Below are 21,699 nucleotides of genomic sequence, written 5' to 3'. Positions count from 1 at the left end.
CACGGCGGCGGCCCGGTGGGGGCGTCCCGGTCCGACGGGGAAGTGAACTCGGCGCGGGACGAGGGGTGTTGCGCGGGGGTGTTCACGGCGGCGGATTAGTTTGAATAGAATCCGAACTAATGCGGAGGCTGTCAAGGCATCCGTCACGGATCGGTGCACACCCTGATGCGCGCCCGGGGCGCGCGCCATGATGAGGACGACGCCGCACCCGGACCCGACGCCGTACGCATCGGGCAGCGGGGCGGCGTCGGTTCAGCACCAGGCGGCCCCGACCGGAGAGGGAGGACCCGTGCCCGAGCTGCGGGCGGCATCGCCGCCGCACACCGAACCGTCCTGGGCGGCGGAGTCCCGCGACCGAGGAGCCATCCGGCGCACCAACCTCGGTGTGGTGCTGCGTCTGTTGCGCGACGCGGGGCCGCGCTCACGGGCGCGCATCGCCGCGGACGCGGGCCTGCCCAAACCGACCGTCACCAGCCTGGTCGCCGAACTCGTGGCGCTCGGCCTGGTCCGCGAGGGCCCGGCCCGGCGGGAGGGGGCGGTCGGGCGGCCCGGCGCGGAGGTGCGCCTGCACGGACACGCCGTCTGCGGGATCGGAGTGGAGGTCAGCACCAGCTACGTCCAGGTCGTGGCGCTCGCCCTGGACGGCGTCGAGCTGTACGGGCGCCGGGTCACCGTGGACGTCGCCGCAGCGGGTCCCGACGCGGTGCTCGACCTCGCCGCCTGCGAACTCGCCGCCTGCCGAACCGCCGTACAGGACAGTGGAGTTCACCCGGCCGGGATCACGGTGGCGGCGCCGGGCGTGGTCGACACGGCGAGCGGCACGGCGCGGTACGCCCCGGCCATCGGCTGGCGCGATGTCGCCGTCACCGAAGGACTGCGTACGCGCCTGACGGACCCGCCACCGCTGGCCCTGGACAACGACGCCAAGCTGGCGGCGCTCGCCGAATACGCCGCGGTGCGCGTCGAGGACGTGCACGACATGGTGTGCGTGACGGGGGAACGCGGCATCGGCGCCGGAGTGATCAGCGCGGGCCGGCTGCTGCGCGGCGCCAACGGATTCGCCGGCGAGGTCGGGCACATGCCGCTCGACCCGGAGCGCCGCCCGTGCGCGTGCGGGCGGCGCGGCTGCTGGGAGACGATGGTCGGGCTCGACGCGATCCTGCGCCTCGCCGCCGACGAGGGCGACGTGCTGCACGACCCGACGGTGGAACTCGGTGACCGTCTCGACCTGTTGCGCACCCGGGCCCGTGCCGCCGACCCCCGCACCGTGGCGGCGATGGCGCGTGTCGCGGACGACCTCGGGCTCGGCGTGGCGCTCCTCGCCGATGTGCTCAACCCGGGAGTGGTCGTCCTCGGCGGCTACTTCACCCACATCGGCGATCTGATGATCGAGCGGGTGCGCGCGGTGGTGCACGAGCGCGTCATGGCCCCGGACGCGGGCGGCTGCGAAGTGCGCCTCTCCACCCTGGGGTTCGCCGCCGCCGCGCGCGGCGGGGCGTACCTCGCGCTGAACGCGGTGTTCGAGGACCCGGCCGGAGCGTGACGACCGGCCCGGTCCCGGAGCACACCGCGCCACCCGTGGATCCGGGTGCCGCGTTCATGCGGTGTGGCCCGCGGCGATGATCTCGGCCACCGTGGCGAGGTGGTTCGCGACCCCCTTCTTGAGCGCCGCGAGCCGGGCGCTGTTCGCGGCGATGTACTCCCGGTCGTAGGCCGATTCGACGGCCACCACGACTCCCATGAAGTTCGTGGAGCGCTTGCAGGACATGTCGGCCGTCGCGGTCTTGATCTCGGCCGCCGAATGGGTGGGCGTCCGGCCTGCGGTGCCCGGCGCTCGCCACCGCGGGTCCATGTAGGCGTCCGCGGGCGTGCCGTAGGAGAACCCCCGGGACTTCATGCACGCGCTCCACTGCTGGTCGGCGTCGATGACGCGGGGGTCCTTCAGCGGTTCCGGCGGCCCGCCGCCCGGCATGCCCGCCGGGTCGCCCGCCAGGAGCGCCGCGCCCCCGACCGCATCGAGCCCCTCCTGCCAGCAGCCGCCCTTGGCGACCGGCCTGCCGTGGTACTGGGTGACCGCGGCACCGCCCTTGTCCCGTCCGGTGAGCAGCTCCAGGGCGTCGTCCGGCAGCGGAGTCGTGCGCTGCGGGACCACCGCGCTGTCGTAACCCGCGAGGGGCGCCGCGCGGGGGGCGAAGTATCCGTACAGCTGTGAGCGGACGGCACGGCCGGCGGGGTCGGACGGCGGCGGGGCGATTCCGGAGGGTTCCGCGACCCCGAACCGCTTCAGGCACCGCACGCTCGTCAGATAGGCGGCCCGCTCCACACGGTCGGTCTGCGCGGGGGTGGGCAGGTAGGCGTCGATCGGCCGCACCACCTGCTGGACTTCGGTGATGGTGGGAACCGCACCCAGATCCGGCAGCTTCGACCGGGTCGGGCCGGCGGCTCGCGTACCGCACCCCGCCACCAGGGCCAGGAGGAGGACGGCCACCGTCGTTGCTGAGCGCTTCATGTTCGGCCTCCGGGGAGCCGCACCCGCCGCCGGCCGCGTCGACACGGCGGCGGATGCTGACATCAGGGACGTGGACGCCGTGGGGTCACGTCCAGTTCGGGTTGTCGATCTCCAGGGCGTACGTGATCACGCCGGCGCCGAAGTCCGCGTGGCCGCCGGGCTTGAGCCTGACGTAGCCCGTCGAGTTGTAGAACACGGCCCAGTTCCAGGAGGTGGTCTCGCGGACGACGTTCTTGACGTCGGACTGGCCACCGCCCGTCAGCGAGCTGATGGTCTTGTAGCCGATGCTTCCCGCGGCGCAGAAGTTGCCGTTTCCACTGGTGATGACCGTGAGCCCGTTGGTCGGGCAGCTCACCCTGTCGATGGCGTGCGCCGGGGCCGCTACGGCCACGCCGGCGAGGGCGAGCCCCGCGGCCATGGTGAGTGCGGCGAACTTGGTGCGGACATTCGAGATCATTGGTTCCCCTCGGTTTCTTCTGCTGGGTCGACACTGCGCGGTGGAGCGCCACGACATGGCCGGTCAGCACCCCCACGCGCGGTGATGAAACGAGCTGTGTCGGGGTGCCAGTTCTGGACACCCCAGCGGGCCGCTCGGCTGTGCGGGAGCACACGGTAGAGTCAATTCCCCTTTACCGCGCTGCGCTTCAGGATCGGCTCGGCTCTTTACAGTCGAGCCGCCATCCCCCATTGCTCCCCTGTTGCCATACTTGCCCGCCCGAAATCCGCCCGGCTTTTGGACTTCCTCCTTTACCTTTCGAGACGATTCACCGCTCGAAGCCAAGGACCGGCAAAACTCCGTCGGCGATTACTTCGTCCGATAGTGAGTCTGCCGAGGCCGCATTCCCGTGACAATGTTCTCGGTCGGGTCCGGACGGATCCGGTTGCCCCCGACGGGCAGCGCGTCTCACAGGGGAGCCGCACCATGGAGCCATCACACCCGAGACCGGGTGAGCCGGCGCAGAGCGTGGGCGATTTCATTCGCGAACTGCGGGCGCTGAAGGTGCGGGCGGGCCAGCCGTCCCTCCAGGAACTGCAGCGCCGCAGCGGTGTCGCGCGCAGCACGCTGTCGGACGCCCTCAGTCCTCGCCGCCGTGAGCTCCCCCGGCTGGAGGTCTGCCTCGCCCTGGTCCGTGCGTGCGGCGCGGGGGCACAGGAGGTGGCCCGGTGGCGGGAGCGGTGGCAGCGGATCGCCGAGGCCCGCGACGCGGGGCGCTCGGCCCCGGAAGCCGGCGCGTCCGCCCCCGCCGTCCACACCGGCGCGGCCCCGCGGCAACTGCCCTTCGCCGTAAGGCACTTCACCGGCCGGATACGGGAGCTCAAGCACCTCGACGAGCTGATGTCCGATCGCCGGACGAGCTGTGGCGCCGTCGTCATCTCGGCGATCGCCGGCACCGCGGGAGTGGGCAAGACCACGCTGGCCCTGCACTTCGCGCACCAGGTGGCCGACCGCTTTCCCGACGGCCAGCTCTTCGCCAACCTGCGCGGCTTCGACCCCGCGGCCGACCCCGTCGACGCCGCCGCCGTCGCGCGCGGCTTCCTGGACGCGCTCGGCGTACCGGGCCACCGCATCCCCGCCGACCCCGAGGGACAACTCGCGGTCTATCGCAGCCGGCTCGCCGGGACCCGCACCCTGATCGTTCTCGACAACGCCCGCGAGGCGGAGCAGGTACGCCCGCTCCTGCCGGGCTCGGACGGCTGCCTGGTCCTCGTGACCAGCAGGAACCGGCTCTCGGGACTGATCGCCCTGGACGGCGCCGTTCCGCTGCCGCTCGATGTGCTCTCCCGCGAGGAGGCGCACGAGCTGCTCCTTCGCCGGCTCGGCCCCGAGCCCGTTCTGAACCATCCGGAAGCCGCCGACGAGCTGATCGAGCTGTGCGCCCGGCTGCCGCTCGCCCTCAACATCGCCGCCGCACGCGCGGCCGACCGTCCCGGCGTCCCGCTGGACCGGTGGGCGGAGGAGCTGCGCGACACCCGCGCGCGTCTGGACCTGCTCGCGGCCGACGACGGCTACGCCGATGTGCGGGCCGTGCTCTCCTGGTCGTACCGCGCCCTGCCCGCGCAGAGCGCCCGACTGTTCCGGCTGCTCGGCCTGCATCCCGGGCCCAACATCAGTGCCGCCGCGGCGGCCGGCCTGGCCGGTCTGCCGCTGTCCGGGACCCGGATCCTGCTGGACGAACTGGTCCGCGCGCACCTGGTCACCAGGCAGGGAAGCGCACGGTACGCCTTCCACGATCTGCTGCGGATGTACGCGATCGAGCTGGTCGAGGGGGACGACGCTGCCGAGCGGGCGGAGTCGAAGCTCCGGATGTTCGACCACTACCTCCACTCCGCGCACCGCGCGGGTTCCCTCGCCTACGCGGACGAGGCCTCGTGGCCCCCGCTCGACCTCGCCGAACCCGCCACCGGGGTCACGCCCGAGGGCCCGGCCGGCCGCCGGGAGGCGTTGGCCTGGTACGAGGACGAGCGGACGGTACTCGTCCACATGGCCGCCCGCGCCCTTCAGGACGGCTTCCCGGACCACGCCTGGCAGCTCGCGGGTACACAGGTCTCGTACCTGCTCAAGTCGGGTCTGTGGCAGCAGTGGCAGCAGGTCGGCGAGATCGCTCTGGCCGCCGCAGAACGGACCGGGGACCTCGGCCGGCAGGCCCACGCCCACCGCTGGCTCGGTCAGGTGCACCGCTCGCAGGGCCGCCAGCCCGAGGCCCACGCCCAACTGCGCAGCGCCTTCGACCTCTTCGGCAGGGTCGGCGACCACACTCGCCGGGGCAGGACCCAGATCGACATCGCCATCGCGTACGGCGAGCAGCACGATCACGCCATGGCCATCGCCGAGGCGCGCTCGGCCCTGGAGCTGTTCGAGGCCGTCGACGACCCCACCGGACAGGCCCTCGCGCTCAACAGCATCGGCTGGTACCTGGCCCTGCGCGGTGAATCCGGCGCCGCGCTCCCGTACTGCCGCAGGGCGCTGGAGCTCTCGCGCGCCGACGGGAACCTGCCCGCCCAGTCGTCCACCCTGGACAGCATCGGCTTCATCCACCACCAGCTGGGCGCGTACGAGAAGGCACTCCCCGCCTACCAGGAGTCCCTGCGCCTGCGGCAGTCGATCGGCGACTACTTCCTCCAGGCCGAGATCCACACCCACATCGGGGACACCCACCTCGCGCTCGGCGACCTCCGGGCGGCCCGCGCGTCCTGGACGGCGAGCCTCGCCATCCTCGACGACCTCCAGCACCGCGACGCCGAAGCGGTCCGCGCGCGCCTGGACACGTGCCCCTGACGGCCGGTCCCGGTCCCCCGCCGGCCCAGAAACGATCAAGGGCCGGTGTCGGATTTCTCCGACACCGGCCCTGATCTGCGACTCTTTCGAGTCGGGACGACAGGATTTGAACCTGCGACCCCTTGACCCCCAGTCAAGTGCGCTACCAAGCTGCGCCACGTCCCGATGCCCGTCTGACCTGGGGTTTCCCCCGGCCGTTCGTGCATGAGAACCATACCGCACTCCGGGGCCGCGCCAGGAACGGGGCACAATCGCACGCATGGAGAGTTCTGCACCCCGCGATCGTGACGTCGAGGGCCGGGCGCGCAACGCCCGGCCCCGGGACGGGCTCGGCCGGCCGTTGCCCTACGGCGCCGAGGGCGTCGCCCGGCAGCCGGAGGGGGTGACGCGGGCCCCCGAGGAGACCGTGCGCGAGGCCCAGCGGCTGCTGGCGGCGGGCATGCCCTTCCACGCCCATGAGGTGTTCGAGGACGCGTGGAAGGCGGGCCCCGCGCAGGAGGAGCCGCTGTGGCGGGGGTTGGCGCAGCTCGCGGTGGGTCTCACGCATGCCGCGCGCGGCAACGCGAAGGGCGCATCGACGCTCCTTGAGCGCGGCACCGGGTCGCTGGCCCGGTACGCGGCACAGGAAGGCGTACCGGCGTACGGAATCGATCTGGACGGGCTCGCCGTGTGGGCGCGGGAGCTGGCCGGGCGGCTGCCGGGCGCCGTCGACGCGGCGGCCGACGCGCCCCGGCTCACCGGCTGAAGCGCACCCGTGCGCCCGGCCGGCCGGCCCGCCGAGGCGCACCCCGTCGGTCCGGCCCGGCTCACGCGTCGAGGAGGACCACCTCCAGGGTGCGGGGGCCGTGTACGCCCTCCACCCGGTCGAGTTCGATGTCGCTGGTCGCGGACGGGCCGGAGATCCAGGTCAGCGGGCGGCGCGGGTCCAGGCGGCCCATGGCCTGCGGGACGGAGGCCACCACCTGGCCGGGGACGCGGACGACGCAGATGTGGTGGTCGGGCACGAGCGTGATGCGGCGGCGCCCCTGGGCCGGGCCCGCGTCCAGGACGATGGTGCCGGTCTCCGCGACGGCCAGCGCGCACCCGGTGATCACGCTGTCCACTGCGTCGAGTTCGGCCGGCGTGGAGTCCTCGGTGTCCTCGACGACGCGTACGCCCACCGTGTCCGCCAGCCATGCGTCCGGCACTCCCGTCGGCACCAGGACGCTCGTCGCCCCGCGCGCGGCGAGCAGCTCCGCGATGAGCGGGGCCACGCCCGCGCCGGTCGTGCGGTGCACGCGGGCGCGGTAGTCGGCGAGGTTGTGGTGCAGCACGTCGAGTACGGCCGCCGGGTCGTCCGGGGTGTGGCTGTGCAGGTAGGCGCGGGCGGGGGCGGGGGCCTCGGGCGCGCCGGCCACGGCGGCACGGACCCGGGCCAGGATGCGGTCGCGTGAGCTCATGTGCGGTTCTTCTTCCACCAGTCACGGAAGGGTTCTGCGGGCAGTTCCGGCAGATCGCGGCTGTCGGTCCAGGCGCCCGCGCCGGGCGGGCGCCCGGGGTGCAGCGCCCGCGTCCGCGCCGCGAGCCGCTCCCCCGCCGCCATCGCCGCGGGGTGGTCCATCACCCAGGACGCCGCCTTCATCGCGGCCTTCTCCCAGGGGTGCCCGCCCTGTTCCGCGACCTTCTCCCGGAGGTGGACCAGGACTTCCGGGATGTCGATGGCGACGGGACAGACCTCGTAGCAGGCGCCGCACAGGGAGGACGCGTACGGCAGTGACGCGTCGATCTCGCTTGCCGTGCCCCGGAGTTGGGGCGTGAGGATGGCGCCGATGGGGCCCGGGTAGACCGAGCCGTAGGCGTGGCCGCCGGCCCGTTCGTAGACCGGGCACACATTGAGGCAGGCCGAACAGCGGATGCAGCGCAGCGCCTGGCGGCCGATGTCGTCCGCGAGGGCGTCGGTGCGGCCGTTGTCGAGCAGCACGAGGTGGAAGGCGCGCGGGCCGTCGCCGTCGGCGGTGCCGGTCCACATGCTGGTGTACGGGTTCATCCGCTCGGCCGTCGAGGAACGCGGCAGGGTCTGCAGGAAGACCTCGAGGTCCCGCCAGGTGGGGATCGTCTTCTCGATGCCGACGACGGAGATCAGCGTCTCGGGCAGGGTCAGGCACATGCGGCCGTTGCCCTCGGACTCGAAGACGACGAGGGTGCCGGTCTCGGCGACCATGAAGTTGGCGCCGGAGATCCCCACCTTGGCGCGCAGGAACTTCTCGCGCAGGTGCAGCCGGGCCGCCTCGGCGAGGTCGGCGGGCTCGTCGCTCAGGTCCTGCGGGGCGGGCCTGCCCCAACTCCCCATCCGTTCGCGGAAGATGTCGCGGATCTCGGCGCGGTTGCGGTGGATCGCGGGCACCAGGATGTGCGAGGGCCGGTCCTCACCGAGTTGGACGATGAGTTCGGCGAGGTCCGTCTCGTAGGCGTGGATGCCTTCGGCGGCGAGCGCCTCGTTGAGGCCGATCTCCTGGGTGGCCATCGACTTGACCTTGACCACCTCGCGCTCGCCGGTGGCCTTGACGAGGCCGGTGACGATCCGGTTGGCCTCGGCCGCGTCGGCGGCCCAGTGCACGGAGCCCCCGGCGGCGGTGACCGACGCCTCCAACTGCTCCAGATGGCGGTCGAGATGGCGCAGCGTGTGGTCCTTGATCCGCTTGCCGGCCTCGCGCAGCTCCTGCCAGTCGGGCAGTTCCGCCACGGCCTGGGCGCGCTTGTCGCGGATGGTGTGGGTGGCGTGCCGCAGGTTGCCGCGCAGGGTGGTGTCGTGCACCGCCTTGCGCGCGGCGTCGGGAAAGGAGGGCATGCCGACGAACGTGCCGCTCATACGGGGGGCTCCGCTTCCGTGCGGGAGAGGATCTCGGCGATGTGCAGGGCCCGCATCGGGGCGTCCTGGCGGTGCAGGATGCCTCCGATGTGCAGGAGGCAGGAGTTGTCGGCGCCGCACAGGACGGCGGCGCCGGTGGAGACGGCGTTGCGTACCTTGTCGGCGCCCATCGCCGTCGAGACGTCGGGGTTCTTGAGCGCGAAGGTGCCGCCGAAGCCGCAGCACTCCTCGGCGCCGGGAAGTTCGCGCAGGTCGATGCCTTTGACGGCGGCGAGGAGCCGGCGGGGCCGGTCACCGAGGCCGAGCAGGCGTACGCCGTGGCACGAGGGGTGGTAGGTGACGGTGTGCGGGAAGTACGCGCCGACGTCGGTGACGCCGAGCACGTCGACGAGGAACTCGGTCAGCTCGTACACGCGTGGCGCGAGCGTCGCGGCGGCCTCGGCCAGTTCCGCGGCCCGGCCGTCCGCGCCTCTGCTGTCCGCGCCTCTGCTGTCGGCGGCCGCTCTGCGGGCGATGCGCGGATAGTTGTCGCGGATCATCGCGGCGCAGGAGCCGGACGGGGTGACGATGTGGTCGTAGCCGGCGAAGACCCGGGCCATGCGGCGGACCAGGGGTTCGGTCTCGTGCCGGTAGCCGGTGTTGAACTGGGGCTGCCCGCAGCAGGTCTGGCCGGGCGGGAAGGCGACCTCGACCCCCAGCCGTTCGAGCAGCTTCACCGTCGCGATGCCGGTGGCGGGATACACCGCGTCGTTGACGCAGGTGACGAAGAGTGCGACGCGCATGGTCGGAGGATATGCCGGGGGGCCGCCCCAGGATCAAGGGTGCTCACCAGGTCAGCGGCAGTTCCTCCGGTGACCGGTGGATCATCGTGGGCCGCATGACGACGGGTCTGTCCTCGGCCAGGCGCAGCCCCGGCAGCCGCGTCGTGAGGAGTTCCAGGGTGATCCGGAGCTGTTCGCGGGCCAGCTGGGATCCCGGGCAGCCGTGGACGCCGTACCCGAAGGCGAGGTGGCGCGCGGGCGGGCGGGTGACGTCGAAGACGTCGGGCCGTTCGTGGCGGCTCGGGTCGCGGTTGGCGGAGCCGTACGCGACGAACACCACGGCCCCGGTGGGGAGTTCGGTGCCGGACAGCACGACGGGGCGGGTCGTGATGCGGCGGAATCCCTGGATCGGACTGTCGTAGCGGGCGGCTTCCTCGACGGCGGCCGGTATCAACTCCGGTTTCTCGCAGAGCAGTTGCCACTGGGCACGGTGGTGCATCAGATGGAGCAGCATGGAGCCGGTCAGGGCGCTCGTGGTGAGGTGCCCGGCGAGCAGGAAGTTCTGGAGGTGCGCGACCATCTCGTGGCGCTCGTCGAGGGTGAGTTCGCCGCCGGCCGGCTCGCTGCCCGCGGTGAGCGCGGCGATCAGCGAGCTGCACAGGTCGTCCTGGGGGCGGGCGTGCCGTTCGCGTACGTATGTGTCGAGGAGGTGCTGCATCTCGACGATGTCGCGGGCCGCCGCGAGCTGGTCCTCCTCCTCCATCGGCCGGAACAGCAACTGCTCGGCACGGTAGCCGCCGTGCACGGCGAGCGGGACGTCCGCCGGGTCGAGGCCGATCAGGTGCCCGATGACCTGGCCGGGGAGCTTCAGCGCGAACTCGGCCATGAGGTCCGCCGAGCCGCGGGCGGCGAAGCCGTCGACCAGGGCGGTGGCCCGTTCGACGGCGTACGGGACGACGGCGGCGACGCGGGCGGGCGAGAGGCCGTGCACGACGGGGGCGCGCAGCCGCTGGTGCAGGGCGCCGTCGGAGCTCACCACGACGGGGCGGCCACCGAAGCCCCGGCCCATCTCGGCGAGCACGGTGGGGCCGGGCAGGACGTCGGGGCGCAGCGCGTTGGCGGAGGAGAACGCCTCGGGGCGGCGCAGGACTTCGCGCACGTCGGCGTCCCGGGCCACGAGCCACGCGTCGAGTTCCGGCACGAACGTCAGTCCTTCGGCGTTCCGGGCCCGCGCGTAGTGCGGATACGGGTCGCGCTGCAGCGCGTCGAGCCGAGCGTGCTCATGCCTGTCCACAGGCCCATCGTCTACGACCCGTGGCCACATCGGAAGAGCGCCGCCACGGCGGAACGTGGCGGTTTCGCCGCCGGGACCGTGCGGGGGCCCCGGCGGCGGGCACGGGCGGCTCAGGAGATCCGGTCGAGCACCCCGATCAGGCGGGTGACGGTGGCCGCCATCGCCTGGCGTCCGACGGTCAGATAGGTGCGGGCGTCGACCGCCTCGGGGTGCGCGGCGAGGTAGGAGCGGATGGCGTCGGTCATCGCCAGGTTCAGGGCGGTGCCGATGTTGACCTTGGCGATGCCACCGGCGACGGCGGCGGACAGCGCGTCGTCGGGGACGCCCGACGAGCCGTGCAGCACGAGCGGCACGCGCAGCGCGGCGTCGAGTCTGGTCAGCAGGGCGTGGTCGAGTTCGGCGGTGCGGGACGTCATGGCGTGGGTGCTGCCGATGGCGACGGCGAGCGCGTCGACCCCGGATTCGGCGACGAACTGCCGGGCCTGTTCGGGGTCGGTGCGCGCGCCGGGCGCGTGGGCGTCGAGCGGCGCCTTGCCGTCCTTGCCGCCGACCTCCCCCAACTCGGCCTCGATCCACAGCCCTTGGGTGTGCGCCCAATCGGCGGCGGCCCGCGTCGCGGCCAGGTTCTCCTCGTACGGCAGATGGGCGGCGTCGTACATCGCGGAGCTGAAGCCCGCGTCGGCGGCCTGCCGCAGGAGGTCGTCCTGCTTGACGTGGTCGAGGTGGAGCGCGACCGGTACGGAGGCGGCTTCCGCGGCGGCGGCCGCCGCGCGGGCCAGCGGCAGGACCCGGCCGTAGCGGAACTTGACGGCGTTCTCGCTGATCTGGAGGACCACCGGGGACTTGGCCGCCTCGGCGCCGGCGATGACGGCCTCGGCGTGTTCGAGGGTGATGATGTTGAAGGCCGCGACGGCGCGGCGTTTGACGGCGGCCTCGGCGACGAGCGTGCCGGTCCGTGCGATGGGCATCAGTGCTTCCCCTTCACCTGGGTCTCGTGGTCCGTTCGGTGCTGTGCGGCGCGCTCAGGCGCCGTCGAGGATGACCGAGCGGGTGAGGTGGCGCGGCCGGTCCGGGTCGAGGCCGCGGGCGGCGGCCACGGCGACGGCGAGGCGCTGGGCGCGAACGAGTTCGGCGAGCGGGTCGAGCCGTCCCTCGATCCACAGGGCGCCGGTGGCGGCCACCTGGTCGGCGAGGCCCTCGGGGGCTTCGCCGAACATCCAGGTGGCGGTCGTGGTGGTGGAGATGCTGATGGGGCCGTGGCGGTACTCCATCGCCGGGTAGGCCTCGGTCCAGGAGAGCGACGCCTCGCGCATCTTGAGGGCGGCCTCCTGCGCGAGGCCGTTGGTCCAGCCGCGGCCGAGGAAGCTGAACTGCGTCGCCTCCACCAGCCGTTGGGGCAGCGGCTCGGCCAGGGCGGTGCGGGCGTCGGCGACGGCCTGCTCGGTGTGCAGCCCGAGGTGGGCGCGGAGCAGGGTGAAGGCGGTGGTCGCGAAGCGGGTCTGGACGACCGACTCCTCGTCCGCGAAGTCGAGGACGACGATGTCGTCGGCGGCGCGCATCACCGGCGTCGCGGGGTCGGCCGTGATGGCGGTGGTACGGGTGCCGCCGCGCACCTGGGCCAGCAGGTCGAGCACCTCGGTGGTGGTGCCCGAGCGGGTCAGGGCGACGACCCGGTCGTAGGAGCGCGCGGCGGGGAATTCGGATGCGGCGAACGCGTCGGTCTCGCCGAGGCCCGCGCTCTCGCGGAGCGCCGCGACGGCCTGCGCCATGAAGAAGGAGGTGCCGCAGCCTACGACGGCGACCCGTTCCCCCGCGGCCGGCAGGGCGTCCTTGTGCTGGACCGCCGCGTCGGCCGCCCGCTTCCAGCATTCGGGCTGGCTGCTCAGTTCGTTCTCGACATGGCTCATGCCGGGCTCCCACCCTCTGAAGGTCGCACTGTCATGCTTGTTTCTGCAAAATATAGCTCGATTTCGAGCACGATCAAGCATATGGGTGTGCGCTAAGGTCACTACGGACGGTTACCGGTACGAAGAACGGGGATGCGGATGTCGCGTGACGCCCGCTGGCAGACGCTCCTGGAACTGCTCGTGGAGCAGGGCCGCCTCGATGTCGACGACGCGGCGACCGCGCTCGGGGTGTCGGCCGCGACCATCCGCCGCGACTTCGACCAGCTCGCCGAGCAGCAGATGCTCGTACGGACGCGGGGCGGCGCCCTGGTGCACGGTGTTTCCTACGAGCTGCCGCTGCGCTACAAGACGGCGCGCCAGGCCTCCGAGAAGCAGCGGATCGCCAAGGCAGTGGCGGATCTCGTCGCGCCCGGCGAGGCGGTCGGCCTCACCGGCGGCACGACGACCACGGAGGTCGCCCGAGCCCTCGCCGTGCACCCCGAACTCTCGCACGGATCACCGGCGTTGACCATCGTGACCAACGCGCTCAACATCGCCAACGAGCTCGCGGTGCGTCCGCAGTTCAAGATCGTGGTGACGGGCGGGGTGGCCCGCCCCCAGTCCTACGAGCTGACCGGGCCGCTCGCGGGCGGGGTTCTGAACCAGATCACGATGGACGTGGCGGTGCTCGGCGTCGGCGCCTTCGACGTGAGGCACGGGGCCTCGGCCCACGACGAGGACGAGGCCGGCATCAACCGGCTGCTGTGCGAGCGGGCCGAACGGGTCGTGGTGGCGGCGGACTCGACGAAGCTGGGGAAGCGGACGTTCGCCCGTATCTGCGCGACGGCCCAGGTGGGCACCCTGGTCACAGACTCGGCGGTGCCGGACGAGACGGTGGCGCGCTTCAGGGAGGCCGGGGTCACGGTCATCGCGGTCTGAACCGGACCGCGGCCGGCCGGGCGGAACGGGCCGACGACCCCAACTCCCTTGCGCGGACGACGAGTCGTCAGCCGATCCGCAGGGCCGGGAAGACGACGGACTCCAGCAGGCCGAGCACCGCGCTCTCCCCGTGGAAGCGGTCCTCGAAGAGCCGCTCCACCCGCAGCATGCCCATCACCATGGGGGCGACATAGCCGATCGCAGGGTTGTCGGCCGCGATCTCGCCGCGCTCCACCGCGCGCCCGAGCATCGCGTCGAGCGCCGCGATCTCGGGGTTCAGGACCGTCTCGCGCAGGGCTTCGCGCAGGTCCGGGTGTTTGATGTAGGCCTGCCCGACGGCCTCCATGAGGGCGGTGTCGGGCCCCTCGCGACGGCCGACCGCGCGGGCCGCCTCGCGCAGGTCCCCGGCGAGCGTCCCGGTGTCGATGCCCGAGAAGAACGAGCAGCGGCTCGCGCTGAGCGCCGCCGTGACCAGGAGGGGCTTGTTCTTCCACTGCCGGTACAGGGTCGCCTTGCCGCATTTGGTGCGTGCGGCGACGCCCTCCATCGTCACGGAGTCGTAGCCGCCCTCTCTGAGCAGGTCGAGCACCGCGTCGTACAGCTCCAGCTCCCGCTCGGGGCTGATCTTGCTGCGGCGTGCAGCGGCGGTGGCGGCCTGCGTCGACATCGTTCCCTCCGGAGAAAAACAAGCGGCACTCTGCACGTACGAGAGTAGGCTGCGCTCAATCGAGACGCAAACGTATCGAGACGTTTGCGTCTCGATGAGTTTCGATCTAGCCTTCCTACGTTTGCTTATGTTTTTCCCACGTATCGATCCAGGTTCAAAGGGGCCGGAGAATGTTTGCCGGTATAACCACGGGGGCGCGTCGCCAGACCCGCCCCGCCGGACCGGAGACGACCGCTTCCCGGCCGCCCCTGGTGCGCGAGCTGCTGCTCGTGACCGCGCTCTTCCTCGTCTACAAGTTCGGCCGGCAGCTGGCCAACGGACACGAGGCGAGCGCCTTCGACAACGCGGACCGCGTGTGGAGCTGGGAGCGCGCGCTGCACCTGCCCGGCGAGGGCTCCGTCCAGCATCTGCTGCTGCACGGCGACACTCTGGTGAAGGTCGCCAACACCTTCTACGCCACGGTGCACTTCCCCGCCACGGTCGCCTTCCTCGTCTATCTGTACCTGCGCCGCCCCGGCCACTACCTGTGGTCGCGCCGGGTACTCGCGGGGCTGACCGCCGCCGCCCTGGTGCTGCACATCACGGTCCCGCTCGCGCCGCCGCGCATGCTGACCACCGCAGGACTCGTCGACACCGCGCAGGTCTACGGACCCTCGGTGTACGCGGCGACCCCGGACACCGACACCATGGCCAACCAGTTCGCGGCGATGCCCTCGCTGCACTTCGGCTGGGCGCTGATGGTCGCCATCGGACTGATCTCCGCGACCCGGAGCCGCCTGCGATGGCTGTGGCTGCTGCACCCGCTGCTCACGCTGCTGGTGGTCGTCGGCACCGCCAACCACTACTGGCTGGATGCGATCGTGGCCTCGGCGCTGCTGGGTGCGGTGCTCTACTTCGTGCCGGCGCCCCAGCAGCTCGCACAGTTGCCTGCGGCATCCAAGTGGTTCCGCCGTGCGGCACCCCGGCGGACCACCCACGAGGCCGCGCCGGTCGCCCAGGCGGTCGCGGTCCCAGCGTCCGTGCCGCGGTCCGTCCAGGTCCCCGCTCAGCTGCCACTGCCCCAGCGGGCCCCCGCGTTCCCCGCCACACCTCTGGCGACGGCCGCGCAGGGGTCCTCTCCGGCGACCACTCCCCCGCGCATCCCCGCGCCCCAACTCTCCGAGGCCGTGCGATGAACCAGTCCGCGCTGCTCGCGATCGTGCTCTCGCTCGCCTCGGCCGCCGGCTACGCGCTGGCCGCCGTCGCCCAGTCCCGGCTGGCCGCCCAAGGCGGCGGCGGGGTCGGCCAGTTGCTCGCCCGGCCGCTGTGGTGGTGGGCGGTCGGCCTCAACGCGGCGGGCGCCCTCATGCACGTGGCCGCGCTCCACTACGGCCCGCTCACCCTCGTCCAGCCGCTCGGCGCGCTCACGCTCGTCGCCGCGCTGCCGCTCTCCGCGGCCTACGAGCGCCGCCGTGTCACGCGGCGCGAGTGGCGCGGCGCGGGCTGGACGCTGGCCGGGCTCACCGGCCTGATCGCGGTCACCGGCCCGGCGAACCCCGGCGACGCGCTCAGCCTGAGCGAGGCGCTCGCCATCACGGCGGCCACCGCGCTGCTGCTCGCCTTCCTCGTACGGAGCGGCGCGCACTCGGCGCACGGCAGCCGCCTCGGCCTCGCCACCGCGTCCGGTGTCGCCTCGGCGGTGGCGTCCGCGCTGACCCAGACGGTCACGGCCGCGCTCGCCACGCAGCTGCCGTCCGGCCCCCTCACCTGGTGGCAGATCAGCCTGTTGACGGTGCTCGTGGCGACGTTCGCGGTCGGCGGCCTGCTGCTGTCGCAGGCGGCCTACCGCGGCGGGCTGGCCGCCCCGCTGGCCGTGGTCAACCTCGCCAATCCGGCGGCGGCCTCGGTGATCGGGGTGGCCCTGCTCGGCGAGAGCTTCCACGGCGGCCCGCTCGGCTGGCTGACCGCGGCGGCCGCGGCGTGCGTGGCGGCCCGCGGCGTCCTCATGCTGACCGGCGCGAAGCCGGCCGCGGAGCCCCCGTCGACGGTGGTCCCGCCCGTGGACCTCCCCCTGCCGGCGCCCGACCTGCCCTCCCCGGACCCGGCCGTCCACATCGTCGCCTAGGTGGTGTCCGGGCGACGCCGGCCGGCCGGGAGTCGCCCTGGACGGAGGCTTCCGCGGACCGGCCCGCGCCGTGCCTGCTGCCGTGCCTACTTGGTGAAGAACGCGACGGAGCGCAGCTCAAGACGGTCGGTCGCGGGCCTGCCGTGCGGCTTCAGCGTCCAGGAGTCGCCCGTGCAGTCCTCCCCCGTGTACACCATGGCGTACATGTCGGTCCGATTGTGCGGGGCGAATGCCGGGTGGGAGGAATCCGGGTCGGCGACCTCCGGAATCGTGATGCAGACGATGTCCTCCGGGTCGGTGAGGGTGCCCGAACGCTGGTGCCCGTTCAGACCGATGTACTTGTAGTCGAAGTGCCCGGTGGCCGCGTGGGCGGGCGTACCGAGGGCGGCGATCAGCGCGAGGGCGCCGCAGGCCGAGACGAGAGCATGACGAAGGCGCATGGGGTTCTCTTCCGGAGATGCCCGCCGGAGCGAGCGACGGTGCGGGATGGATCGCCCGATGCCTACCTGGCCCGAGCCCGAGCCACCCCCGCGAACCGTGCCGAAAGGATTCGCTCTCACCCGTCAGGGCTATCCGCCACGGCGGGCCGCGCCCGGTCCGCGGGAGGGCGGGGCGGGGCGGCGCCGAGGGGGTGGCGGTCAGCGCCAGCGGTTGTTGGTGGTGTGGTCACCGGCGAGCCAGCGGGCGAGGTCGGCGCGGGCGGTGACGCGCTGCTCGGCGTCGATCTTCTCCACGTCGGGGTGGTCGACGACGAACTCCAGGATCAGCCCGTTGGGGTCCGTGACGTAGAGCGAGACGCAGAAGCCGTGGTCGATCACATGGGGGTTCGCGTCCGCGGAGCCGGCCGCGACGACGCGCTCGTGCAGGGCGTCCTGCGCGTCGGCCTCGACCTTGAAGGCTATGTGCCGCAAGGGAGTTGTGTTGATGCCGGTCCTGAATTCCTCCTGGTCCTCGGGGTCCGCGAACTGGAAGAAGGCGAGCGCGCTGCCGTCGGCCAAGCCGTAGAGGGCGTGGCTGTAGGCGCGCTCGACGCCGGCCATCACCTCGCGCTCGGTCCACGTGGCCACCAGGGGGAGGCCGATCACGTCCTCGTAGAAACGCCGGTTGGCTTCCTGGTCGTCGGTGATCCAGGCGTGGTGATGAAGACGGAGGGGCAGGGCCTGAGCCTGCGTCTGGGACCGGGGCTGCGTCTGGGTCTGCGTCATGTCGAGTCATCTCCCGTACGTAGGTGAGGCGTTGGGACGGACACCGAAGTGCTGTCCGCCACCGCCCCGACCAGCATGCGGCCAGATCCGGTTGAACGTTAAATCAATTTGGGCCATGTTTGGCCCGGGATCCCGCCCGCGACCGCCGGACAGGCCGAGGCGGCCCATGCCGGCCGGCAGCAAGCAGCGGCTCAGGGGCGCGGGGATTGGCACGGGCGGCCCCAGCCCGATCCGCACCGGCCGCCGCCCCCGCCCCCGTTCCCACCCTCAGGCGTTGACGTCCACCACCGTGCGCCCCCGGACCTGGCCGGCGAGGATGCGCTCTCCGACGCCGGGTACCTCGTCGAGGCCGACGACCGTGGTCATCGCTTCGAGGCGTGCCGTGTCGAGGTCGTGGACGAGCCGCTCGTACGCCCTGATCCGGCGGGCCATCGGGGCCTGTACCGAGTCGATGCCGACCAGGGTCACCGCGCGCAGGATGAACGGGATCACGGTGCCCGGCAGGTCGATGCCCTGGGCGAGGCCGCAGCTCGTGACGGTGCCGCCGTAGCGGGTGCCCGCGAGGACGTTGACGAGGGTGTGGCTGCCGACCGAGTCGACCGCTCCGGCCCAGCGTTCCTTGCCGAGCGGGCGGCCGGGCGCGGACAGTTCGGCCCGGTCGATGATCTCGGCGGCGCCGAGGTCACGCAGATAGCCGGCCTCGGCGGGCCGCCCGGTGGAGGCGAGCACCCGGTATCCGAGCCCCGCGAGCAACGTCACGGCGACCGAGCCGACACCGCCCGCGGCGCCGGTCACGAGCACGTCGCCGCTGTCCGGGGTGAGGCCGGCGTCCTCCAGGGCGAGCACGCTGAGCATCGCCGTGTATCCGGCGGTGCCGATCGCGGCGGCCTGCCGCGTGGTGAGCCCGGCGGGCAGCGGCACCAGCCAGTCGCCGCTGACCCGGGCCTTCTGCGCGAAGCCGCCGTCGTGGCCTTCGCCGACACCGAAGCCGTTGAGCACCACCTTGTCGCCGGGGGCGAACGAGGCGTGGCGCGACGACTCGACGGTGCCCGCGAAGTCGATGCCGGGCACCAGCGGATACGTCCGCACGATGCCCTTGCCGTGGGCGAGCGCGAGGCCGTCCTTGTAGTTGACGGTCGAGTAGTCCACGGCGACGGTCACATCGCCCTCGTGGAGGTCGTTCTCCTCCAGGGTGACGGTCTCGGCGTGGTGGCCACGCTCGTCGTCCTTGCTCACACGGATGGCGCGGAATGACATCGGATCGCTCTCCTGGCAGTCGGGTGCCTGTTCAGCTGTGCACCCATCCTGCCCCGGCCCGCGTCGCGCGCCTGCGGAGGGGCCGCACCGGACGGCTCACGGTACGGCCCCCGACCTGGTGGCGTCAGAACGTCGGGCGGGACGCCGGGGCCGTCAGGTCCCGCTCACGCGATCTGGACGGAGAAGGCGCGGCCGGTCGGCTGCGACGGCGTTTTGACCTCCGTCACCCCGGTCGCGGGGTCGACGTACCACCCCGAGCCCGCCGCGGCGAGCTGCGCCGCGGAACCGTACCGCTGCAGCCGCTTCCCGCCGAGCGCGACGACCCCGGGGGCCGCCTTGCCGTGGACGGTGAAGCGGTAGGAGCGGGCGACCGGCTTCCCCTGGTAACCGCCCACACTGGCACCGACGTTGATGACCGAGGCGCGGCCCGCCGAGGTGACCTGGACCCGCTGGGTGGCCGATGCGCCCTTGGTGAACTGCCGGGTGACGCCGTCGTCCTCGTACAGCGTGTAGGAGGAGCTGCCGGGCCGCGGGTAGATGTCGTAGTCCAGCTCGCCCTTGTCCCGGGTCTGCCAGGACGTGGTGCCCTTGGGCCACATCGGGACGATCGAGCCGCCCTTCACGAAGAGCGGAAGGGTGTCGAGCGGGGCGGCGTAGTGGTCGATGGTCGTCGGACCCTGGTAGGTCTTGCCCGTCCAGTAGTCGGTCCAGGTGCCCTTGGGCAGGTAGATCCCGTCACGGACGCTCGTGTCGCTGTAGACGGGCGCGACCAGGAAGTCGGGACCGGCGAGGAACTCGTACTTGGCGTTCGCGCCCAGGGTGGCGGGGTCGTCCGGGTACTCCAGGGAGAGCGGGCGGACCGCGCCGACGCCGGTCGTGGCGGCGTCCTTGGAGAGCCCGTACATGTACGGGATGAGCCGCTCCTTCAGCTGGAGGTACTTGCGGTTGATGGAGGCGTACGGTTCCCCGTCGAGCCAGGGCTGCTGATCGGCGGCCTTGCCGGTGGTGAGGTCCTTGGCCCAGCCGTCCATCGTCATGATGGCGGGCAGGAACGCCTTCCACTGCAGGTCACGGGTGTACATCTTCGGGTCGTGGCCGAAAATGCTCCCGACGTCGCCCGTGTTGTACGCGATGCCGGAGAGCGTGGCGCCCGCGTACGTGGGGATCTGCCAGCGCAGGTAGTCCCAGCTGAGCTTCTGGTCGCCGCTCCACAGGACGCCGCAGCGCTGGGCGCCGGCCCAGGAGACGGGCAGCCAGACGAAGCCGCGGGCGTCGCTGTTGTCCTCGATGCCGGCCTTCGCCTGGTCGCAGGCGTTCAGGGCGAAGCCGTAGCCGTTGCCGACCCAGGCGACGTCGAGCTTCGCGACCCGCTGGCCGGCCTTGACCTGGTCGGCGAGCTTGTCGAGACCGTCCTGGGTCCAGAGCCCCAGCTGGGCGTTGTGGTCCTGGAGGCCTTTGCCGGTCTCGGCGAGGTTCTCGTAGCCGCAGCCGTAGCCGTCGTTGACGAGCATCCAGCCGAGCGGCATCTGGTTCTGGGTGTAGCCGTCCGCCACCTTGAGCGCGTCCAGGGTGTGGCGTTCGCCCCTGTTCGCGTTGTGCAGGTAGCAGTCGGAGTCGCCGGGTTCGAGCCCGTACACCGGCGGCATGAACGGCTTGCCCACGAGGGAGGTGTACGCGCCGATGACGCTCTTGACGTCCCCGGTGAAGTAGTAGGCGTCCAGGCGTCGTTCCTGCTGTCCGGTACGCACGCGCGGGCCGAAGTCGTAGACGCCGGGCGTGAAGGTGTTGCGGAACACTCCGTATCCGGCGGAGGAGATGTAGAAGGGCTGGGAGTTGTTCCAGCCGCCCTCGTTCCAGTTGGTGTTGTTGCCGACGTTCATGACCTGGTCGCGGTGGGAGAAGCTGCCGTTCTGCTCGCCACCGCCGAAGAACTGCTCGTCGGCTCCGCGGGTCAGGCTCTGGCGCATGCCGCCGGAGGTCCAGCGCAGGGGGTCGGCCTCCGACCAGATGACGGTTCTGTTGTCGCCCTTGTAGAGCGCGAAGCGCAGCGGCTTCTTGTAGACGCGCAGCACGACGTCCTTGCTGTGGATGCCGTAATAGGCGCCCGCGTCGAAGGAGTTGGTGTTCTTCTGCGGCTTCGGCGGGGTCTGGATCATGTGGCTGCCGGGCGGGTCGGTGAAGGTGCCGTCCGGCGCGGCGCGCAGCCGCAGGGTGTCGTCGGCGAGGAAGTCCACGCGGGCCTTGAGGGCGCCCGCGGCGATGTCGTACGTGCCGTCCTTGCCGGTGAAGGAGGTGAGGTTACCGGCATCGGTCGGCTCCGGCAGGTAGGCGGTGCCGGTGAACGAGTTGTGGTGCACGTCGTAGGGGACGACGACCACGTGGTACGTCCCCGAGGCCTTCGGGATGACGGTCGCCTCGGGGTCGGCGGTGCCGGCGCTGGAGGCGACCTGCTTGCCGGCGTCGTCGTAGACGTACAGGTCGAAGTCGTCGGTGGGGGTGGCCCATTGGACGGATACGGGCACACCGCCCTCGGGATTGTCGTCCCACTGACCGGCCGGCGGCGTCACGGTGAGGTCGAAGCGCGCGCAGACGGCGCCGTCGGGGTCCTGGGCGGGCGGCGGGCACTTGTCGGGCGAGTCGACGGTGCCCTTCTCGTAGACGGGGCTCTGCCAGGTGAGCGACTTGTTCCCGCTGTCGAGGACACCGCCGGGCGGCGCGGCGGCGTCGGCGCGGGCGGCCGCCGGAACGGTCAACGCGGTGAGACCGATCGCGAGGGCCGACAGCACGGCGAGGGCGGGTCGTCGGGGCGGGTGAAAGCGATGCCAGGGAGTCCGCAAGGGTCGTTCTCCGTTCGTACCGAGCAACAGCGGGGTGCGGCGTGCGCGTTCATGCTTGGAACCGTGGAGTTTCGAGCATCAAGATTCACCGTGAGGCGGGTACATGTCAACGCCT

Annotated in this window: 19 protein-coding genes and 1 tRNA gene; 6 read left to right on the top strand and 14 right to left on the bottom strand. The window is 72.2% G+C overall.

Features of this window, described 5'->3' with window-relative positions:
- The first annotated feature begins 289 nt into the window (after window positions 1-289).
- On the top strand, window positions 290-1,543 hold the full coding sequence (locus OOJ98_RS26470; RefSeq protein WP_267057537.1) for an ROK family transcriptional regulator: 1,254 nt from the start codon (window positions 290-292) through the stop codon (window positions 1,541-1,543).
- Window positions 1,544-1,597: 54 nt separating this feature from the next.
- On the opposite strand, the gene OOJ98_RS26465 is transcribed toward OOJ98_RS26470, so the two are convergent.
- Window positions 1,598-2,509, bottom strand: coding sequence for a hypothetical protein (locus OOJ98_RS26465; protein ID WP_267057536.1), 912 nt, complete (start codon window positions 2,507-2,509; stop codon window positions 1,598-1,600).
- Window positions 2,510-2,594: 85 nt separating this feature from the next.
- Window positions 2,595-2,966 (bottom strand): hypothetical protein, encoded by a 372-nt coding sequence (locus OOJ98_RS26460; protein WP_267057535.1) that lies wholly within the window; start codon window positions 2,964-2,966, stop codon window positions 2,595-2,597.
- A 465-nt stretch (window positions 2,967-3,431) separates the two neighbouring features.
- On the opposite strand from OOJ98_RS26460, the gene OOJ98_RS26455 reads away from it, so the two are divergent.
- On the top strand, window positions 3,432-5,786 hold the full coding sequence (locus OOJ98_RS26455; RefSeq protein WP_267057534.1) for a tetratricopeptide repeat protein: 2,355 nt from the start codon (window positions 3,432-3,434) through the stop codon (window positions 5,784-5,786).
- A 91-nt stretch (window positions 5,787-5,877) separates the two neighbouring features.
- Here OOJ98_RS26455 and OOJ98_RS26450 read toward each other — a convergent pair.
- Window positions 5,878-5,951 (bottom strand) — tRNA-Pro (locus tag OOJ98_RS26450).
- A 94-nt stretch (window positions 5,952-6,045) separates the two neighbouring features.
- Here OOJ98_RS26450 and OOJ98_RS26445 point away from each other — a divergent pair.
- Window positions 6,046-6,531: a DUF309 domain-containing protein gene (locus tag OOJ98_RS26445; RefSeq protein WP_267057533.1), complete on the top strand. Its 486-nt coding sequence runs from the start codon at window positions 6,046-6,048 to the stop codon at window positions 6,529-6,531.
- Window positions 6,532-6,592: 61 nt separating this feature from the next.
- Here OOJ98_RS26445 and OOJ98_RS26440 read toward each other — a convergent pair whose 3' ends face one another.
- The 6 genes from OOJ98_RS26440 to OOJ98_RS26415 form a co-directional block, all read right to left on the bottom strand.
- Complete coding sequence (locus OOJ98_RS26440; RefSeq protein ID WP_267057532.1) at window positions 6,593-7,225, bottom strand: LUD domain-containing protein; 633 nt, start codon at window positions 7,223-7,225, stop codon at window positions 6,593-6,595.
- The gene (locus OOJ98_RS26435; protein WP_267057531.1) at window positions 7,222-8,634 is read right to left on the bottom strand and encodes a LutB/LldF family L-lactate oxidation iron-sulfur protein; all 1,413 of its coding nucleotides are present in this window, start codon (window positions 8,632-8,634) and stop codon (window positions 7,222-7,224) included. Before OOJ98_RS26435 ends, OOJ98_RS26440 begins: the two co-directional genes overlap by 4 nt.
- The gene (locus OOJ98_RS26430) at window positions 8,631-9,416 is read right to left on the bottom strand and encodes a (Fe-S)-binding protein (RefSeq protein WP_267057530.1); all 786 of its coding nucleotides are present in this window, start codon (window positions 9,414-9,416) and stop codon (window positions 8,631-8,633) included. The genes OOJ98_RS26435 and OOJ98_RS26430 overlap by 4 nt, the downstream gene beginning before the upstream one ends.
- Window positions 9,417-9,459: 43 nt before the next feature.
- Complete coding sequence (locus OOJ98_RS26425) at window positions 9,460-10,689, bottom strand: cytochrome P450 (protein WP_267057529.1); 1,230 nt, start codon at window positions 10,687-10,689, stop codon at window positions 9,460-9,462.
- A 110-nt stretch (window positions 10,690-10,799) separates the two neighbouring features.
- Window positions 10,800-11,657, bottom strand: a complete 858-nt coding sequence (locus OOJ98_RS26420) for a class II fructose-bisphosphate aldolase (RefSeq protein ID WP_267057528.1) — start codon at window positions 11,655-11,657, stop codon at window positions 10,800-10,802.
- 54 nt (window positions 11,658-11,711) lie between these two features.
- Window positions 11,712-12,596, bottom strand: coding sequence for an SIS domain-containing protein (locus OOJ98_RS26415; RefSeq protein ID WP_267057527.1), 885 nt, complete (start codon window positions 12,594-12,596; stop codon window positions 11,712-11,714).
- A 138-nt stretch (window positions 12,597-12,734) separates the two neighbouring features.
- Between OOJ98_RS26415 and OOJ98_RS26410 the strand changes: the two genes are divergently transcribed.
- A complete protein-coding gene (locus OOJ98_RS26410; protein ID WP_267057526.1) occupies window positions 12,735-13,514 on the top strand; it encodes a DeoR/GlpR family DNA-binding transcription regulator in 780 nt (259 codons plus the stop codon).
- A gap of 67 nt (window positions 13,515-13,581) precedes the next feature.
- Here OOJ98_RS26410 and OOJ98_RS26405 read toward each other — a convergent pair whose 3' ends face one another.
- Window positions 13,582-14,181 carry a TetR/AcrR family transcriptional regulator gene (locus OOJ98_RS26405; protein WP_267057525.1) on the bottom strand — a complete coding sequence of 200 codons (600 nt, stop codon included), beginning with the start codon at window positions 14,179-14,181 and terminating at the stop codon, window positions 13,582-13,584.
- Between the two features lie 170 nt (window positions 14,182-14,351).
- Here OOJ98_RS26405 and OOJ98_RS26400 point away from each other — a divergent pair, with 170 nt between their 5' ends.
- The gene (locus OOJ98_RS26400; protein WP_267057524.1) at window positions 14,352-15,356 is read left to right on the top strand and encodes a phosphatase PAP2 family protein; all 1,005 of its coding nucleotides are present in this window, start codon (window positions 14,352-14,354) and stop codon (window positions 15,354-15,356) included.
- Complete coding sequence (locus tag OOJ98_RS26395; RefSeq protein ID WP_267057523.1) at window positions 15,353-16,285, top strand: DMT family transporter; 933 nt, start codon at window positions 15,353-15,355, stop codon at window positions 16,283-16,285. The genes OOJ98_RS26400 and OOJ98_RS26395 overlap by 4 nt, the downstream gene beginning before the upstream one ends.
- Before the next feature lie 86 nt (window positions 16,286-16,371).
- Here the strand turns inward: OOJ98_RS26395 and OOJ98_RS26390 are convergent, their stop codons facing one another.
- From OOJ98_RS26390 to OOJ98_RS26375, 4 genes are all read right to left on the bottom strand, one after another.
- A complete protein-coding gene (locus OOJ98_RS26390) occupies window positions 16,372-16,725 on the bottom strand; it encodes a hypothetical protein (protein ID WP_267057522.1) in 354 nt (117 codons plus the stop codon).
- Window positions 16,726-16,923: 198 nt separating this feature from the next.
- Window positions 16,924-17,490: a VOC family protein gene (locus tag OOJ98_RS26385; protein ID WP_267057521.1), complete on the bottom strand. Its 567-nt coding sequence runs from the start codon at window positions 17,488-17,490 to the stop codon at window positions 16,924-16,926.
- A gap of 267 nt (window positions 17,491-17,757) precedes the next feature.
- Window positions 17,758-18,747, bottom strand: coding sequence for an MDR family oxidoreductase (locus tag OOJ98_RS26380; protein WP_267057520.1), 990 nt, complete (start codon window positions 18,745-18,747; stop codon window positions 17,758-17,760).
- 164 nt (window positions 18,748-18,911) lie between these two features.
- A complete protein-coding gene (locus OOJ98_RS26375) occupies window positions 18,912-21,533 on the bottom strand; it encodes a TIM-barrel domain-containing protein (RefSeq protein WP_267057519.1) in 2,622 nt (873 codons plus the stop codon).
- Between the last annotated feature and the right edge of the window lie 166 nt (window positions 21,534-21,699).

Origin of the sequence: Streptomyces sp. NBC_00083 (assembly GCF_026343295.1) — a bacterium.
GTDB lineage: Bacteria > Actinomycetota > Actinomycetes > Streptomycetales > Streptomycetaceae > Streptomyces.
This window is presented reverse-complemented; position numbering and strand designations above follow the sequence as displayed.

Excerpts from the sequence above, each read along its gene's own strand:
- OOJ98_RS26410 (WP_267057526.1), top strand. The coding sequence starts at position 12,735 with ATGTCGCGTGACGCCCGCTGGCAGACGCTCCTGGAACTGCTCGTGGAG.
- OOJ98_RS26385 (WP_267057521.1), bottom strand. The coding sequence starts at position 17,490 with ATGACGCAGACCCAGACGCAGCCCCGGTCCCAGACGCAGGCTCAGGCC.
- OOJ98_RS26460 (WP_267057535.1), bottom strand. The coding sequence starts at position 2,966 with ATGATCTCGAATGTCCGCACCAAGTTCGCCGCACTCACCATGGCCGCG.
- OOJ98_RS26380 (WP_267057520.1), bottom strand. The coding sequence starts at position 18,747 with ATGTCATTCCGCGCCATCCGTGTGAGCAAGGACGACGAGCGTGGCCAC.
- OOJ98_RS26435 (WP_267057531.1), bottom strand. The coding sequence starts at position 8,634 with ATGAGCGGCACGTTCGTCGGCATGCCCTCCTTTCCCGACGCCGCGCGC.
- OOJ98_RS26420 (WP_267057528.1), bottom strand. The coding sequence starts at position 11,657 with ATGCCCATCGCACGGACCGGCACGCTCGTCGCCGAGGCCGCCGTCAAA.
- OOJ98_RS26465 (WP_267057536.1), bottom strand. The coding sequence starts at position 2,509 with ATGAAGCGCTCAGCAACGACGGTGGCCGTCCTCCTCCTGGCCCTGGTG.
- OOJ98_RS26430 (WP_267057530.1), bottom strand. The coding sequence starts at position 9,416 with ATGCGCGTCGCACTCTTCGTCACCTGCGTCAACGACGCGGTGTATCCC.
- OOJ98_RS26390 (WP_267057522.1), bottom strand. The coding sequence starts at position 16,725 with ATGCGCCTTCGTCATGCTCTCGTCTCGGCCTGCGGCGCCCTCGCGCTG.
- OOJ98_RS26440 (WP_267057532.1), bottom strand. The coding sequence starts at position 7,225 with ATGAGCTCACGCGACCGCATCCTGGCCCGGGTCCGTGCCGCCGTGGCC.
- OOJ98_RS26415 (WP_267057527.1), bottom strand. The coding sequence starts at position 12,596 with ATGAGCCATGTCGAGAACGAACTGAGCAGCCAGCCCGAATGCTGGAAG.
- OOJ98_RS26445 (WP_267057533.1), top strand. The coding sequence starts at position 6,046 with ATGGAGAGTTCTGCACCCCGCGATCGTGACGTCGAGGGCCGGGCGCGC.
- OOJ98_RS26455 (WP_267057534.1), top strand. The coding sequence starts at position 3,432 with ATGGAGCCATCACACCCGAGACCGGGTGAGCCGGCGCAGAGCGTGGGC.
- OOJ98_RS26395 (WP_267057523.1), top strand. The coding sequence starts at position 15,353 with ATGAACCAGTCCGCGCTGCTCGCGATCGTGCTCTCGCTCGCCTCGGCC.
- OOJ98_RS26400 (WP_267057524.1), top strand. The coding sequence starts at position 14,352 with ATGTTTGCCGGTATAACCACGGGGGCGCGTCGCCAGACCCGCCCCGCC.
- OOJ98_RS26405 (WP_267057525.1), bottom strand. The coding sequence starts at position 14,181 with ATGTCGACGCAGGCCGCCACCGCCGCTGCACGCCGCAGCAAGATCAGC.